At 36.4% G+C, this 15,223-nt stretch carries 14 protein-coding genes; 4 read left to right on the top strand and 10 right to left on the bottom strand.

Annotated features, from left to right (window positions below; translation table 11 throughout):
- Positions 1-892 (top strand): hypothetical protein (locus O3C63_07455; protein MDA0772764.1); only part of this gene is annotated, 892 nt, incomplete at its 5' end.
- 162 nt (positions 893-1,054) lie between these two features.
- Here the strand turns inward: O3C63_07455 and secG are convergent.
- The 6 genes from secG to O3C63_07425 all read right to left on the bottom strand — a co-directional run bounded on the left by secG (position 1,055) and on the right by O3C63_07425 (position 7,579).
- Complete coding sequence (gene secG, locus O3C63_07450) at positions 1,055-1,279, bottom strand: preprotein translocase subunit SecG (protein MDA0772763.1); 225 nt, start codon at positions 1,277-1,279, stop codon at positions 1,055-1,057.
- A gap of 66 nt (positions 1,280-1,345) precedes the next feature.
- Complete coding sequence (gene ylqF, locus O3C63_07445) at positions 1,346-2,155, bottom strand: ribosome biogenesis GTPase YlqF (GenBank protein MDA0772762.1); 810 nt, start codon at positions 2,153-2,155, stop codon at positions 1,346-1,348.
- A 90-nt stretch (positions 2,156-2,245) separates the two neighbouring features.
- Positions 2,246-3,196, bottom strand: coding sequence for an ACP S-malonyltransferase (gene fabD, locus O3C63_07440; protein MDA0772761.1), 951 nt, complete (start codon positions 3,194-3,196; stop codon positions 2,246-2,248).
- Positions 3,193-4,980, bottom strand: a complete 1,788-nt coding sequence (recJ, locus tag O3C63_07435; protein MDA0772760.1) for a single-stranded-DNA-specific exonuclease RecJ — start codon at positions 4,978-4,980, stop codon at positions 3,193-3,195. The genes fabD and recJ overlap by 4 nt, the downstream gene beginning before the upstream one ends.
- 73 nt (positions 4,981-5,053) lie before the next feature.
- Positions 5,054-6,106, bottom strand: coding sequence for a sulfotransferase (locus O3C63_07430; protein ID MDA0772759.1), 1,053 nt, complete (start codon positions 6,104-6,106; stop codon positions 5,054-5,056).
- A 159-nt stretch (positions 6,107-6,265) separates the two neighbouring features.
- Positions 6,266-7,579 carry a hypothetical protein gene (locus tag O3C63_07425; protein MDA0772758.1) on the bottom strand — a complete coding sequence of 438 codons (1,314 nt, stop codon included), beginning with the start codon at positions 7,577-7,579 and terminating at the stop codon, positions 6,266-6,268.
- 117 nt (positions 7,580-7,696) lie between these two features.
- Here O3C63_07425 and O3C63_07420 point away from each other — a divergent pair, with 117 nt between their 5' ends.
- Positions 7,697-9,142: a glycosyltransferase family 39 protein gene (locus O3C63_07420; GenBank protein ID MDA0772757.1), complete on the top strand. Its 1,446-nt coding sequence runs from the start codon at positions 7,697-7,699 to the stop codon at positions 9,140-9,142.
- Here O3C63_07420 and O3C63_07415 read toward each other — a convergent pair.
- The 3 genes from O3C63_07415 to O3C63_07405 are packed head-to-tail and all read right to left on the bottom strand — an operon-like array spanning position 9,103 to position 11,654.
- Complete coding sequence (locus O3C63_07415) at positions 9,103-10,191, bottom strand: FAD-dependent oxidoreductase (GenBank protein ID MDA0772756.1); 1,089 nt, start codon at positions 10,189-10,191, stop codon at positions 9,103-9,105. The two genes, O3C63_07420 and O3C63_07415, sit on opposite strands and share 40 nt — an antisense overlap.
- Positions 10,188-10,889 (bottom strand): SDR family NAD(P)-dependent oxidoreductase, encoded by a 702-nt coding sequence (locus tag O3C63_07410; GenBank protein MDA0772755.1) that lies wholly within the window; start codon positions 10,887-10,889, stop codon positions 10,188-10,190. Before O3C63_07410 ends, O3C63_07415 begins: the two co-directional genes overlap by 4 nt.
- Positions 10,890-11,654, bottom strand: coding sequence for a glycosyltransferase family 2 protein (locus tag O3C63_07405; GenBank protein ID MDA0772754.1), 765 nt, complete (start codon positions 11,652-11,654; stop codon positions 10,890-10,892).
- A gap of 183 nt (positions 11,655-11,837) precedes the next feature.
- Between O3C63_07405 and O3C63_07400 the strand changes: the two genes are divergently transcribed.
- On the top strand, positions 11,838-12,593 hold the full coding sequence (locus O3C63_07400) for a glycosyltransferase family 2 protein (GenBank protein MDA0772753.1): 756 nt from the start codon (positions 11,838-11,840) through the stop codon (positions 12,591-12,593).
- The gene (locus O3C63_07395; GenBank protein MDA0772752.1) at positions 12,580-14,115 is read left to right on the top strand and encodes a glycosyltransferase family 39 protein; all 1,536 of its coding nucleotides are present in this window, start codon (positions 12,580-12,582) and stop codon (positions 14,113-14,115) included. Before O3C63_07400 ends, O3C63_07395 begins: the two co-directional genes overlap by 14 nt.
- Here the strand turns inward: O3C63_07395 and O3C63_07390 are convergent.
- A complete protein-coding gene (locus O3C63_07390) occupies positions 14,099-14,875 on the bottom strand; it encodes a class I SAM-dependent methyltransferase (GenBank protein ID MDA0772751.1) in 777 nt (258 codons plus the stop codon). The genes O3C63_07395 and O3C63_07390 overlap by 17 nt on opposite strands.
- Positions 14,876-15,223 lie beyond the last annotated feature (348 nt).

Genomic DNA, 15,223 nt, shown 5'->3' with positions numbered 1-15,223 from the left:
AACAGAGTTTGAAGAAAAAACTTTAGTTGCTTTTGAGTATTTTAAACAAGAGCAAGTCGATATAGCTATTCTAGAAACTGGCTTAGGAGGCAGGCTTGATGCTACTAATGTAATTCCAGCTGAGAATAGAATTGCTACTGCCATTACTAATGTCGCTATGGATCATATGGATTATTTGGGAGATAGTATTGAAAAGATTCGCTGCGAGAAGGAGGGGATTAAGCGCGATGGCGTGCCGCATTTCGAAGCATCTGTCATTGCGAAGCCCGCAGGTGCGTGGCAATCTCCCAATGATCAAACTGGAAGCAATTTTTTACTCGCTCTTGAGATTTTTGAATCAATAAATAAACTACAAGTCAGAGAAGAAGAAAAACAAAAAGTCTTAAAACAGTTCCCTGCTAGACATAGAGCACGTTTTGAATATAAAGATGGAGTCTTGTTTGATGTGGCTCATAATCCTGCTGGTATGAAGCAATTAAATCATTTTATTAGAAGTGGGTTGCCAGGCTTTGATCGCCCGTCTTCGCCTTGCTACGACGCGGCAAGAAAGATTTTTGTTTTAGCTTTTTTGGATAAGGATTATAAGGCTTGTTTGGATGAATTGTTTGCAAATCTAGTGATGGACCCAGATAGAGACTTGGTAATACTTACCGAGATTGACTCTTCAAGAGCTACTCCGGCTTTCTTACTTGATGAAATTATTGATGCTAACAAGATGATGATTCTTGATCCTCAAGAAGCTATTGAAACGGCTCTAAAGCTCAAAACTCCTAGTGATCTGGTTGTAATCACAGGATCAATACGATTAGTGGCAGCCTGCAAAGCAGGCGCATGCAGTGTTCAGGGAAGATGGAAAACCCTTGAAGATGTTAAAGAAACTGAAGCCCCGTAATAGCGAACGCAAACAGTAAACTTTGTTCACGCAAGCTTCAAATCAACAGTTTTACTAGACCTGTTTCGAAACAGGTCGCTCAAAAAAGGTAGCAACCGCGCGGAATGAGCGTGTTGCCTTTGGAGATAATTCCGACTTTCAAAACAGCTCTACTGATTTGACTTATACTAGTTTAAAACCTAAAAGTGCTGAACTAAATAAAAATACTGCAACAAAAATCCAAGTCATATTGTCGAGCTGCTCATCAGCACTAGTTTTGACACCTTTGAAGCTACTAGCTGTTGAACCAATTGCGCCAAGACCTTCAGATTTAGGGTCTTTAATCAGTACAAAAAATACTGTAAATAGACCTGAAAGAATTTGTATTGCAAAAATGATTGTTGACATAACAAACTAAATATAGCATGTTATGGCTATATTTAGTAATTTGGGCTGGGTGACAAGCTCCTAGGATTAGTCTAGACTAATCCTGCCCAGCTTAGCCTCTCTAAAATCCTTAAGAAACAAATCAGCAGCTCTATCTATGTCAGGAGTTCCATTGCGGATCATGCTTTTTTTGATGGCGAGTGCTGCAAGAGGATCTTCTCTAAATTCGATTCCGTAGAAACGAGTGGTGGCTTCTTCAAGTAGTAACATGCCTTCTTTAGCTACAAGTACATGATCATAAGCGTTGTCGCCAAGGCAGTTACAGAGTGCTAGTTTGAGTGCTTGATCTTCAGAATAAAACTTGGCTGGGATTATTCCAGGTGTATCTAAGAGTTTGATATTGAGTTTGGATTTGGTGTCTATCCATTGTTGTTGCCTGGTGACACCTGCCTTGTCGGCGACTTTGGCTTTCTTTTTGTTTTTGGTAAGCGCGTTGATTAATGATGACTTGCCAACATTGGGATAACCGACAACCATTACTTTGGTTGCTCTACCTATAACTCCTTTGCTAAGGTATTTTTCAAGGATTGGTTTGGAAGCTTTTTCAATTTCTTTAATGAGTCTTTTGAGTGAACCTGTTTCTTTTGAATTGATTGAAATATAATTGTCGTTGGGTGGAGCTAGATCAGCCTTGTTGATTACTGTGATAATTGGTTTGTTGTTTGCCCATTGCGCAAGATCTTTGTGTTTGCTTGCTTCTGGGATGCGAGCATCTCGTAGCTCAATAACTATATCAATAACTTTGAGTTTCTCTTTTAATTGGCGTTCCGCTTTGGCAATATGCCCAGGGTACCAATTGAATTTATTGAGTTTTTTTTGTGGTTCTTCTTCTATCAAAACGTTTTCTAATTATCTCATAATCAGCGCAGCTAATGGACGATTAAAACGGTATTATTACTTAGCACTCAATATAAATCTTGTTATTTGTTAATTAACGACAGGGTTTAAAACCGAATCTAAATCAGTGATTGAAGCAATATTTTTCACTGGGTATCTGCGATCTTGTTTTTTGACTAAACCAGCTAAGACTTTGCCTGGTCCAATTTCCCAAATCTCACCATTCTTGCTAATTAAATCAGCACAGGTTTTGGTCCATTGTACTGAACCGGTCATTTGTTGTTTGAGATTGGTTTTGATTTGATTAGCTTCTGTTGTAGCTTGGGCATTGATGTTTTGAATTACAGGAATTGATGCATCTTTAAACTCACAAGCGTCAATTAAATTAGCAAACTCATTTGAGGCTGCTTGCATTAGTGGTGAATGAAAGGCGCCGCCGACGTTCAAGGCTATAACTCGCGCCTTGACTGAGTTTGCTGTAGCAAATTCTTCAACTTGCTTCGCTAACTCTGTCATCGCTTCTTGAGTGCCAGTAGCAACAATTTGATCAGCTGAGTTGTAGTTTGCTACCGACGCGCCATTAATACCAGCTATGATTTCATTTAACTTGCTTTCATCCATGCCAATGATTGCTGACATTGCTCCGGCTGGAGCTGCTTCCATCAACTGTGCTCTTTTGATAACTAGTCTAAGTACATCTTCCAGGCTCAAAACATCTGCCATGTAAAGTGCTGAGAACTCCCCAAGACTATGTCCTGCGACAAACTCGGGTTTGGCTATTTTGCTAGCTTGAATTGCTGCTTTGACTTGACTAGCGAGCGCAATACTCAAGGTGAGAATTGCTGGTTGTGTATAAAGGGTCTTGGCAAGAGTTTCTTCTGGTCCATTAAAGCTCACTTCTGAGATTGAAGGACTTGAGCCAAACAGTTCATCTGCTTTGGCGTAGATCTCTTGGATTTGAGCACTAGCTTGGTGGCTATCTTGCCCCATGCCTACTGATTGTGCGCCTTGTCCTGGAAATATAATTGAATATTTAGTCATAACGCAGAAGATTGTAGCACGTTAAATCTCTCAAAAAACTCATCACCAACATCACTTGGATGCTTCCAGTCTTTGATATCTAGTTGCATTATTTTATCTCCCATGAATTCATTGATGTGCGGTGTATATGCAATGGTAATCGCTGAGCCAGCTTGAAATTCCTGACTTAGTTCTTCAGCTCTATTCCAGAGTACTGCTTCATATTTTTTGTTTTGCTGAGTATGAGATCCTTCAGACAAAAATAATTTGATATGCTTGCCATCCTTGCCGAGCATTCTTATAGCTTCTATTTTTAATGGACCAGAGATAAACAATGCCTGCCTATGTTCCATGCCATAAGGCGCTAGCTTTTCAAGGCGAGTGATTAGCGAGCTACTGAGTTCTTTGAGCATGAGTGCTGTATCAATTTTGATTTGTTTTTCAAGGTTGCGTCCATCGAGCTTGATCCGGAAGTGATCTCTAATAGCAATGCAAAGTTGATCTGTGTCTTGAGCCTTGACACTAAAACCAGCTGCCATTTTGTGCCCGCCATAGCCAAGAAAAAGTCCATGCTTTTCTTGAATAGCTTTCATCTCTTGATAAATATCTAAACCATCAACAGCTATGCAGCGAACTGAGCCGCGTGCTTTGTCACCATCCATTGCCATAATAAAAACAGGCAGATGGAATTTATCGAGCATACGACTAGCGACAATGCCAATGACACCGTGATGCCAGCCCTCTTTGGCTAGTACGATTACATTATCATCAAGCATCGCTCTATCTTGATCAATGATAGTTAAGGCATCTTCTTGAATTTCGTTACAAAGTTCTTGTCGATTTTTGTTTTCGTCGTCCAAGTCACGACAAAGCTCAATCGCTTCATCTCGGTCTTCTGTAATCATGAGCCTGACTGCTCTTGTGGCATCCGCTAATCTACCAGCTGCATTAATTCTTGGTGCCAGCCCAAAGCCAATTGATTCGGTGTCAGCTCCTCTACTACTGATTTTGAGTAGTTCTTGCAATCCTGGTTTTTTGGTTTTGGCAAGTATTTCTAAGCCAAGCACTGTCAGGTATCTATTTTCTGCGCGCAATGGCGCTAGGTCTGCGATCATACCAAGTGCTACTAAATCAAGAAGCGAATGAGCATAAGTACTAACCACGGCTTTATCAAAATGCTCATCAAGAATTAATTCTGCTAATTTATAGGCAACTCCAACTCCAGGAAGAAAATGCAGCGGATGCTCTTCTGGGAGAGTCTTTGGATTACAATTCGCGATACCCGGTGGGGGTATATTTGGTATTGAATGATGGTCAGTGATGATGATATCTAAGCTAATGCTTTGTCCGTATTTTACTTCTTCATAATTACTGATGCCGCAGTCACAAGAAATCATTAAATCTATTTTTAGTTCTTCTTTGATTTTCCTGATAGCTTCTTTGTTTATACCATAGCCCTCTGAATGTCGGTCGGGAATATAGTAATCGACATGAACCCCAATCATTGCAAATGCTCTATAGAGTAGAGCCACTGAGCTGGTGCCATCAACATCATAGTCGCCGTAGATTAGGATTTTTTCTTTGTTCTCTATTGCAGTTTTGATTCTGCTATAGGCTTTGTCCATTTCTGGAATTTCAAGTGGGCTAGACGCTTGGATGTTTTTGGTATCAAGGTAGTAACGAGCGGCTTTTGCGTCAGCGATTCCTCTATTGATTAAGATCCTTGCAATTAGGCTATCTCCAGCAGCTAGCTCAAGTAAAGCTGGGTCGATTGTGGTTTTTGAATGGATTGACCATTGGGACATAGTATTAGTATATTACATTCACGTGCTGTAAATTTGACCTCTTGCGAAACCGAAGGTTTCGTGTAATGAGGTCTTACAAAAGACCCAAAATCGAAGATTTTGGTAGAGTTCTTTCGGACCCATTTATGGGTTTCGAAAGAACTCTATTAAGAATTTGGTATGTCTCTTCAGACTTAGTATAGAGATCTCTGTCATAGTCTTCTTGAATATCAGTTTGTGCAAGCTTGAAGTCAGTTGACAGCTCAGGTAGTTTTAGTTCTGTGACCAAGGCTTGTCTATATTCTTGGCTTTTACATAGTTTTGAATATGAAACCAGGCTTGATTGTTTTGACTTGTCTTTGAGAATGTTTTGGTAGAACATATACCATTGTTCAAGCCAGTAATTAATACTGAATGTGTCAGTGTATTGCTGGGCTGGATTCCAGGCTATATGGTTTAATCCAAACTCGTTATGACCGAGTAAGTCCATATATTTTAAAACAAAACTATCTTGTTTTTGTAATTTGCAAAAACGGCGGTGTTGTTTTAGTAACGAGTAGGCATGTTGCAATGGTTCTCTAAATGGAATTAAGAATTGTGCATTAGGGAAAACTGAGCTGATTAATTCAACACGTTGATAATTGAGGTTGTTTTTACTTAAGTATCTTTGCTTTTGGTATTTCTTCAAAACTAGTGATATAAAGCTTTGTAGCTCCTCGCGAGACTGGTCTTGTGAGAAATGTTTAAAGAAAACCTCATCAAAAGCTTCTGGAGAATTGAGTTCATGCTCTATACCATCTTGCTGTTCTCTTTCTTTGGCTTGCAGGTTTGACTTAGCTGCAAATTGACTAAATAAATTTGGTGCTAAGACAAAGGGCATATCTGCATAAGTTAATGAAGCAAAATCTCCTGTCTCATAAAGAGCCTTGAGTAGTATTGTCGTCCCTGATCTTGGTAAGCCGGTGATGAAAATATGTTCAGCATTGTTTATGGCCTTGTCTTCTTTGTAGAATAGTGACTTCTCCATCTCAAACAAAGATCTAGCCAAAAAAGAATTACCTAAGACTATTTGATGCAAGAATTTTTGTATGGAGCTATAGTTTTGCATTAGCTTTGTTGGTTTGGTTCTTGCGTCTTCTATTTTCAAAAAACCTTTTGATAGGAAAGTATATGATTCCTAACAATGATGACAAGATTGCAACAACGACGCCTATTGTTGCCGTGATTAGCCCTCCTCCCATACCAGGACCAATATAAGCATAAGCGGGGAGGACCGCTATGCTGCAAACAATTACTGCTAGGATTTTTAATTTGGACATGAATTTGCCTTTGCTTCTTTGACACTTGAAATCAAATCTTCGTCATTGATAAATCTAGACCAATGTAGTGCACTATGATACGACTTATTGAGCTTACTCACATATCTTAATTGATCTTGACCCTCTTTATCCATAATATGGATTATACCTTTATTAGTTTCTTCAATCATGATTTCATTTTCTGAGATGATTTGATGTAGCCCCTCAGTTCCTGTAAAAATGGCAGGTTTGTTTAAAGCCAAGAGTTCAACTGCACTAGTAGTCTTTATGTCGTAAGAATAAATTGTAGAATAGCCTCTCAGTGAACGATTTTGATAACTATCATTACCAAAGATAGTGAAAACACCATTGCCTTGGTAATCAATATCATGTTGCTGTCTCCATGGACCTTGTTGTAACCAAACAATTTTATTGGTGCTAGGACGATATAATGCTACTGAAGATGTGTTTCTCATGCTTAGCATTATGTCTCCTTCCCGAACAAAACCATCTGTGAAATTGATAGGCTCAGCATCGTTTAAATGAATCAGGTCATCTGTGGTAGAGAGAGATTGAAGGACTATATTGTGATATTCATTTTCAATTAAAATCTTGGTTATCGATGTTTCGTTCATGACCTTGCCATTTTCCATTGAAACTTCTGCAAAAGCATCATCTTGGAAATTGCCTGGATTAGCATCTGGACCTGAGACCGGAGCAAAATAGTTTTCATTGGATTTTGTGACGATCGGAACAACAAGGTTGCCTTTAGAGTTTAGTTCAATAGAATGGTGAAAATATCTATCACTTATCCATTCGATGTTGCTACAAACATCAAGCTTAACTAAAGGCCCTCTACCATTACCAAAGACTATACTTCCATCCTTACTTAGTAATGGGTGCATGGTTCTAAAATTAATAGCTTCCATTCTTCGTGATTTATTATTTTTGATTTTGTCTCTAATTTGTTTTATTGGTGGTAGCCATTGATGTATCCTTGCTTCACGCTTTACATCGTATAGGTAAATAATATTGCTTCCGTACTTTTTACTAAAAGCAGATACAAGCAAGAAGCCCCTCTTATAGTTATTTAGCTGGTTTACTTTGGTCCTAAGTATCAAAGGATTGCCTGCACTTGCGCCAATTATTTTCCTGAAGTTGCTTGGGATTTCTGCAAGAAACATAGCTACTTGTTCTAATCTCGAATAATTGTCAGGATGTCTTATTAGGGTTTGTTTTAAAAAAGCACCATAACTAATCATGATTATTGAAAAAAAAACAAAAAGAAGAGCAACTATCCATAATTCAATCTTTTTAAACATTGTATTTCTTTCTCTACCAGCTCTTTTTTTACACGACTCGTATATTATTTTATCATATCTGGTTTATACGCCTTATCAACTTTCAAAACAGGTCTAAAATGATGAAAGGACATATTTATGGAAAATGATACTAAGAAACTTTGGGTTATTATTCCCGCTTTAATTCTTCTCAATAATATTGTTGCTATCTATCACAGTATTTATCATAAGCCATTTAATCAGGATGATTTTCAACATGTGCATAATGCTTGGAATCAATTTAGTGGTTTGTTGGTTTATAGAGATTTTTTTGAACATCATGGACCTCTCTATACTTTTTTAAATAGTTTTCTGTTGAACAAGCTAGAAAATCCAGCCAGTTTTGAGACTCTGATTATTTTTCGGCATTACTCATTCTTTTTAACATTGTTGATCTTGGTCTTAATTTTTTTAATTGCAAAGTTCTTTCTAAAGAGCCGAAGTCTAGCACTTTTGAGTAGCACTGTGTTTACAATGTGGCATATTAGTCAATCTGTAGCTGTTGAAATTAGACCAGATCTTTTGCAGACGGTATTTGAGTTACTTGGTTTTTATATTTTGCTTGTGAATTTAAAAACAAGAAGAGTCTTAGGCTTATTGCTTAGTGGATGTTTTTTTGGGTTGATGATTTCTTGTAATTTTAAATCTATAATCTTATTAGTCGCAATATTTCTTTTTCTTTTCTATGAATATTATAAAGAGAGAGAAGCTAGGTCATTAATGATTGGACTGTGTCTTGGTCTTGGTGTATTGTTTGTTTATTCATTGTTTGCTATTTACTTTTATTCTCAAGGAGCTTTGAGAGATTTTCTTTATTACAATACTTGGTTTAATTTTCAATTTTCAAACTATTGGTCTTATGGGAATTATGGGATACGTTACACATTGCTCAACTTTGCAAAAGATTTTATGCTTTGTATATTTACTCTCTTAGGTATACTCTCGATTGGGTTTAAATCTAAATCTCAACAATTATTACTGGTTTGTAGTTTATTGCCACTATATGGTTGTTTTAATGGGCTATTTCCTCATTACTGTATTATATTTTTGCCTTTCATGTCTATTTTTGCAAGTCAAGGCTTTAATCACTATCTAATCCAAAGGGAGCTTAAGAGAAAGGGCTTGGTGATTTTATTTTTGATGGGATTAGCTTTGCTCACAAGCAATATCAAAAAAACAAAAGTTAATGAAAGTCCTAGATATTTAAGCCAGAAAAATACACTTGAATTTACATTAAAACATTTTAGTAGAGATCGAGAAATTGCAACATACAGCAGAGCTTGCCCTGCATATGTTTTTAATAAAGATTTTCATTATTTATGGTTTGAAAGTTATGACATCAATAGGATTTTAGAAAAATATCCTTTTGATCTTAATCAGCTTGAGCAATTGAAAACAAGCCAAAAACCAATAGTAGCTTTTATGGCTATCGTTGATAATGAGCGAACTCACAAACGGCAAGCCTATTTCAGCAAGAACTATCAATTATTAGGACCCGCTCCATTTCAGTGTATTTGGCAAGCTCCTAAAACATTGTCTAACTGAAGCTCGAGATCATAAATATTGTCCATTTTTGATCCTAATATGGAGACAAAGTTGTCGCAATGTTGCTTTATCAACATTGGACGTCCATCATCTATTTCATGTGATTCGAGCAATGCCTTAGTTTCATAAAATGATTGCAAGTATTCCATTTCTGACAATGCTGGTACGAAACGTGAAATATCTTCTTTCATTAAATCAAAATTGCTTGCAAGTTTGTCTGGAATCATTTCATAAGATTGAGGTAGACCATCTTTGGCATAGCATTTGATATGTGGACTGTATTTCACATGGCTCAAAGAGTACTGCTTTGTTGTAGGGAAGGGAAGAAGCGAAGAAAAAGGTCCGTCCATAATAGTGATTGCAAGCTGTTTTATGTCTCTTGGTACATCAACCAAACAAATCTCTGCAAGTTCGTATTTTAGACGAAAAATGTCTAGCCCTTGTTTTTTTAGTAAGTGATTTATGCTGGCATAGGTTACATTAAAAACTTTTTTAGCTTTAAAACTTTCATTCGTTGAAACAAGTTTGATGGTGGGCGCAATATCTATATTTTCTATTCTAGTATTTAGACAAAGCTCAATACCAGCTTCTTTAATTTGTTCTAAAAGCTTAGTTCTGATTTTATTGATATCAAAAACAAGTTCTTGACTTAAATAAACATCATCTATTAAATCAAAATTGAAATATTGCTTGTATTCATGATTAACTTCTTTGCAATAAAGTCCATGATGGTCACAAAGAGATTTGAAATTACGAGAGCTTACTTGAGAGTCTTTTGCAAGAATATACAAATTAGTAAAATCAGAATTGATACAACTTTCAAATTCCCTTAGAAACTTGTCGTAGTGACGGTGTGAAGCAATTAAGGTCTCGCGAGAACGTGGGTAGTGATAGCCATTGTGTACTCGAGCTTGGTTATTTGCAGAAGCCCTCATGCAAATATTATTTTCCTTTTCTAGAATGATTACTTTCAGATTTTTTTTTGCAAGAAGAAGACCTAGTTTCACTCCGAAAATACCAGCACCAATAATAGCTACATCATAAATCATCTTAAATATTGTCCACCATTGATATCAATCATAGAGCCAGTTATAAATTTGGAACTGTCGGAACTTAGAAAATAAGTGATTTGGGCTATGTCTTCGACTTCAGCGGCTTGTTTTAAGGGAATGGTCTCTAGGTTATGCTGATAACGACCAGGAACCAGCTCTTCTGTCATTCGGGTATTATTGCATAAAGCTGGTGCAATCCCCACTACGCGAATTTTGGGAGCTAGCTTTAATGCTAGTGATTTAACTAAACTATGAATAGCTCCTTTGCTTGCTGCATATGCATCATCATAACTACCTTTCTGTGCAGATACAGAACCTAAGAGTATTATAGAACCAGTTTCTTTAATATATGGAACTATAGATTTGATTATCAAGCTTGGACTAATGACGTTTATATTCATTAACTCTGTAAGACTCTGGTGATCATATTCGTCATAGGATTTGCCTGGTAATAGGCCTGCAAAGTTAACAAAGCAATCAATTTTGGTTTTAAAGTTGTTAAAAGTAGCTTCAACTCTATCAGGTTGAGCATAATCCAGTTCAATAATTCGCTCATAATTAAAATCTTCAATAGATGCTTTGTTTCTAACCAATACTATTAGATTATGTCCTTTGGCTTGGATCAATTGAGCAAAAGCCTTACCCATGCCTGAGGTCACACCACTTACAAGAAAAGTTTTTTGCTCACTAGGCATTTATACATTATAGCGCCCTAGGGCAGCTTCGAGCATTTGCCACATTATTATTATACGTGACCAAAGACCCCTGATTTTAGTTGGTGTTTTACCTTTGTCAGGATAGACCCTAGTAGCCGGTACTTCGATGACTTTGTAGCCTAGGCGAAGGGCTTGGGTGCTAGCAAAATACTGAAATCGATAGTCATGAAAAATCTCTCGAAGCGGAGCAACACGAGGATCTAACAAAAACTCACGACTATAAGCTTTAAAACCATTAGAAGGATCGGTGTAAGTAAAACCACTTGCAATTGCAAACAATGGAATCATAAACAACTTAACTGCAAGTAAGCGATCGAGTGGCATATTTTTTTCTATTCCACCTTTCATGAAACGCGATGCTTGGATAAAGCCATATCCTTGTTTTAAATATTCTATCATTTCAATAACAGCTTCAGGTCCGTCTTTGTTATTGCCATCGATCGCAATGATGCCTTCATAGCCCTGATTAAGAGCGTAAGAGATTGCAGGTCTGAGAGCATTGCCATAGCCCCTTGCAGAGCTAATAACTTTGGCTCTTATATTTTTTGATTGAAGAAACTCGTCTTCTAGTGATCCATCATCGCTAGCATTATCGGCAATGATTATATCGGCATAATTAACTATCGATTGCATTCTATCAATTTGCTTTACTATCTTTTCACCTTCATTCCAGGTGATGGGTATTATTGCATAAGCAGATTTGCGTGTTGTATATTCTTTGATTAGCTCTGTAGCTTCAAGCATCTTTTAAACCTAGATGATTGTACTATAGGAGATCTGTCTCAACAACTCAGAATCTAACTTTCTTTTGACATGTTTGGGTATAAGTTATAGTTTTATACTCGCTCTAGAGTAAATCCTTTAAGAAATAAGGGGAATTCTATGACTTGCTAAGATCTTAATACCTAAAGATAGATATATTAGACAATGTCAGTTAACGAATTATTACAGAAACAGAACGATGGAGGCATGGCCCCTTGCTTATTTGTTTTGATACCAGTGTTTAACGAAGAAGCCAGTGTGGTTCTGGCTATATCCGAAATCAAAGAAGTTCTTAGTAGCTTAAAAAATAAATACAAGACACGGATCATAATTATTAATGATGGATCAACGGATAAAACTAGACAGGAATTGGAAAAGATAGAAGTTGATAAAATAATCACGCATACTAAAAATAGGGGACTAGGAGCTGCTGTTAGAACGGGATTGAATTATGCTAAGCTACATGGTGCTGATTTTGTGATTAAAATAGATGCTGATCTTCAACATGACGCAAAAGACATACTTAAACTAATGAACTTACTAGAAACAGATCAAATAGATTTGGTTTATGGCAATAGGTTCCTTGGATTAGAGTACAAAATGCCTTTGATTAGATTGATTGGCAATAAAGTATTTAATAAAATAATGAGCTTTATTACTGGTTGGAATATTGAAGATGGTCAGCCTGGTTTATTTGGACTTAACAGACAATATTTATCATGCTTCGACTTTCAAGGTGATTATAATTACACTCAACAACTTTTGTTGGATGCTAGCCATAAGAATATGAGATTCCTTCAAACTCCTATTAGCTTCAGAAAAAGGGCTTATGGTGATTCTTTTATTAGTTTTGTATATCCATTTATAGTTTGCTATCAAATTATAGTGATGATGCTTGGGAGGCTTTGTGGTAAAAGATAGTAGACATCCTGCAAAACCCCGTTTTGCTAGTGATGTCGACACAAAAAAGGTCGGAACGGTGCGGCGCACTAGTTCCGTTAGTAAAGACAAAGAGGACTTTCGCGAGAAGTCTAGTAAGAATCTTTGGCTGATTCTTCCAATATTGATTCTTGTCAATAATATCTTTGTTCTATATAGAAATATAACTTATAACTTCTTTAGTCAGGATGAGTTTCAACATGTTCACAATGCCTGGAATCAATTTAATGGACTCATGATTTATAGAGATTTCTTTGATCATCATGGACCAATTTATACACTATTAAATAGCTTCATATTGACTAAGATTAATGAACCAGCTAGTTTTGAGACTTTAATTATTTTTAGACATTATTCTTTTTTTACAAGTCTATTGATATTTATTTTGGTTTTTTTGATTGCAAAATTTTTCTTGAAGACAAATAGTTTAGCTTTACTAACTACTATGGTTGTTACGATGTGGCATATAACTCAGGTGGCTTCTATTGAGATTAGACCTGATCTGTTACAGACGGTGTTTGCTTTACTTGGGTTCTATCTTTTCGTAATAAACCAAAAAACTACAAAAGTCTTGGTTTTTGTACTTAGTGGATGTCTTTTTGGTTTAATGCTTTGTTGTAACTTTAAATCTATAATATTATTAGCTGCAATTTTTATTTTTCTTGCTTATGAATATTATAAGGAAAAGCAGCCTCGGTCATTGATGATAGGGCTATTGATGCTACTTGGTGCATTATTTGTTTACGCAATGTTTGGTATTTATTTTTATTCTCAAGGAGCTTTGAATGAATTCCTTTATTATAATACAGTGTTTAATTTTTCTTTTTCTACTAATCGATCTTATGACTATATTGGAATGCAGTTAACGAGTACGAACTTCCTGAAAGATTTTTTACTCTGTTTGTTTAGCATTTTAGGGATATATTCGATGAAGTTTAAGTCATACTCAACAAAATTATTATTGCTTTGTGCTTTATTGCCGATCTATGGTTGCTTTAAAGGTTTCTTTCCTTATTACTGCCTTATATTTTTGCCATTTCTGTCTATTTTTACTGCACATGGAATTAATAAGTATTTAATTGAAAAGCAAATGAGTTATAAATGGTTGTTGAGTTTATTTGTTATTGGATTAGCTTTATCGACTAATAATATAAAGAAAATCAAGCATGTTCCAGATGCTAAGTATTTAAGTCAGAAAAATACTCTTGATTATGCATTGCATAAATTCAATAGAGAAGCAAAAATCGCAACATACAACAGGGCATGTCCTGCATATATTTTCAATGAAGATATAGATTATTTTTGGTTTGAAAACACAGGTATTAGTCATGTTTCCAAGCAAAATCCCTTTATGCTTCAAGATCTCCCTGAACTAGAAATAGTTGCGTTTATGGATAAGATTTATGATAAACAAAATGAGGAAAAACGATCTTATTTCATGAGGCATTATCAATTGGTTGAAGGCGATCCATTGCAGTGCATTTGGCTTAAGAAAGCTCGCTAGTCTTTTGACCAGATACAATACAATTCCAAGTCCAATTACTTAGTATCTTAGGGTAATGTTTTTCCAGATATTTATCCCAGTTGCAGAACTGTTGAACCCAGGCTGCAAAGAAAGACTCTGGCTTGAAACTAATCTCTGCAAAAGGAGTTGAGAAGAGGCCTTGTGGGCTAGTTGTGATTTCACATAGACCAACTTCTTTGAATTTATCTCTTATAAACTGGGATTCAAGTTCTTCTTGGTCTGAAGAGTAGTGACTATCGAGTTTTTTTCTTAATTTCCTCATGTTGTGAATCAAGAAATTATTTGGCTGTGGTTCATTAACTACTAAAATGCCACCGGGTGCTAAAAGCTTAAAGCATTTTCTGAGTGCTGCATCGATATCTTCTACGTGATGCAAAACTCCAATCATAAAGATGAGATCATATTGACTATCAGTACCGAGTTCTAGAAAATCTGAACAGATCCAAGTGACTTGAGGATCTTGGCTTCTTTGTTTGGCAAGATTAATGAATTGAGTAGAATAGTCCACTCCTGTGTAGTGACTGTAATGTCCTTGCAGATACTCGGCTCCAAAACCAGCTCCGCAGCCTAGTTCTAATACTCTTAAGGTTGTGCTGTTCTTGCCTAATGTTTGTATGAGTCTATGTTTGCGAGCTATTCTTGATGCCTTATTTAAATCCTTCTTGAAATATTGCTCACTTATATTGTCGAAAAGAGCTTGGTCTTTTTGGCTTCTTGAGTTGAGGGCTTGATTTAGCATCTTGTTTTAAAGGATTATAGCAAGTGTTCAAGTCAGTCCTGAAACACAATAAAAATAGGTACCTACTGAAGCAGGTACCTATTTTATTAATGGTGCTCCCGAAGTGAATGAACAAAGACTCCCCTAAAACAGTTATCAACTGTTTTAGGCTCGTGACTCCGGGGGCTACAGTTTCTCCATTATAAATTTGAGCTTATAGCTCCCCTCGTCAATCAATACGAGTCGACCACCCTTCGGGTGCTGTGACTTATAATCATTAGGTCAAGCCTAAGTATTTGCGAAACACAATAAACAAAAAGACCCACCGATGGCGAGTCTTTTTGTTTATTAATGGTGCTCCCGAAGTGA

Source organism: Cyanobacteriota bacterium (assembly GCA_027618255.1).
In the GTDB taxonomy this organism is placed as follows: domain Bacteria; phylum Cyanobacteriota; class Vampirovibrionia; order LMEP-6097; family LMEP-6097; genus JABHOV01.
Note: the sequence above shows the minus strand (reverse complement) of the source record. Positions and strands in the feature narration are given on the sequence as shown.

Excerpts from the sequence above, each read along its gene's own strand:
- secG (MDA0772763.1), bottom strand. The coding sequence starts at position 1,279 with ATGTCAACAATCATTTTTGCAATACAAATTCTTTCAGGTCTATTTACA.
- fabD (MDA0772761.1), bottom strand. The coding sequence starts at position 3,196 with ATGACTAAATATTCAATTATATTTCCAGGACAAGGCGCACAATCAGTA.
- recJ (MDA0772760.1), bottom strand. The coding sequence starts at position 4,980 with ATGTCCCAATGGTCAATCCATTCAAAAACCACAATCGACCCAGCTTTA.
- O3C63_07425 (MDA0772758.1), bottom strand. The coding sequence starts at position 7,579 with ATGTTTAAAAAGATTGAATTATGGATAGTTGCTCTTCTTTTTGTTTTT.
- O3C63_07420 (MDA0772757.1), top strand. The coding sequence starts at position 7,697 with ATGGAAAATGATACTAAGAAACTTTGGGTTATTATTCCCGCTTTAATT.
- O3C63_07415 (MDA0772756.1), bottom strand. The coding sequence starts at position 10,191 with ATGATTTATGATGTAGCTATTATTGGTGCTGGTATTTTCGGAGTGAAA.
- O3C63_07410 (MDA0772755.1), bottom strand. The coding sequence starts at position 10,889 with ATGCCTAGTGAGCAAAAAACTTTTCTTGTAAGTGGTGTGACCTCAGGC.
- O3C63_07405 (MDA0772754.1), bottom strand. The coding sequence starts at position 11,654 with ATGCTTGAAGCTACAGAGCTAATCAAAGAATATACAACACGCAAATCT.
- O3C63_07400 (MDA0772753.1), top strand. The coding sequence starts at position 11,838 with ATGTCAGTTAACGAATTATTACAGAAACAGAACGATGGAGGCATGGCC.
- O3C63_07390 (MDA0772751.1), bottom strand. The coding sequence starts at position 14,875 with ATGCTAAATCAAGCCCTCAACTCAAGAAGCCAAAAAGACCAAGCTCTT.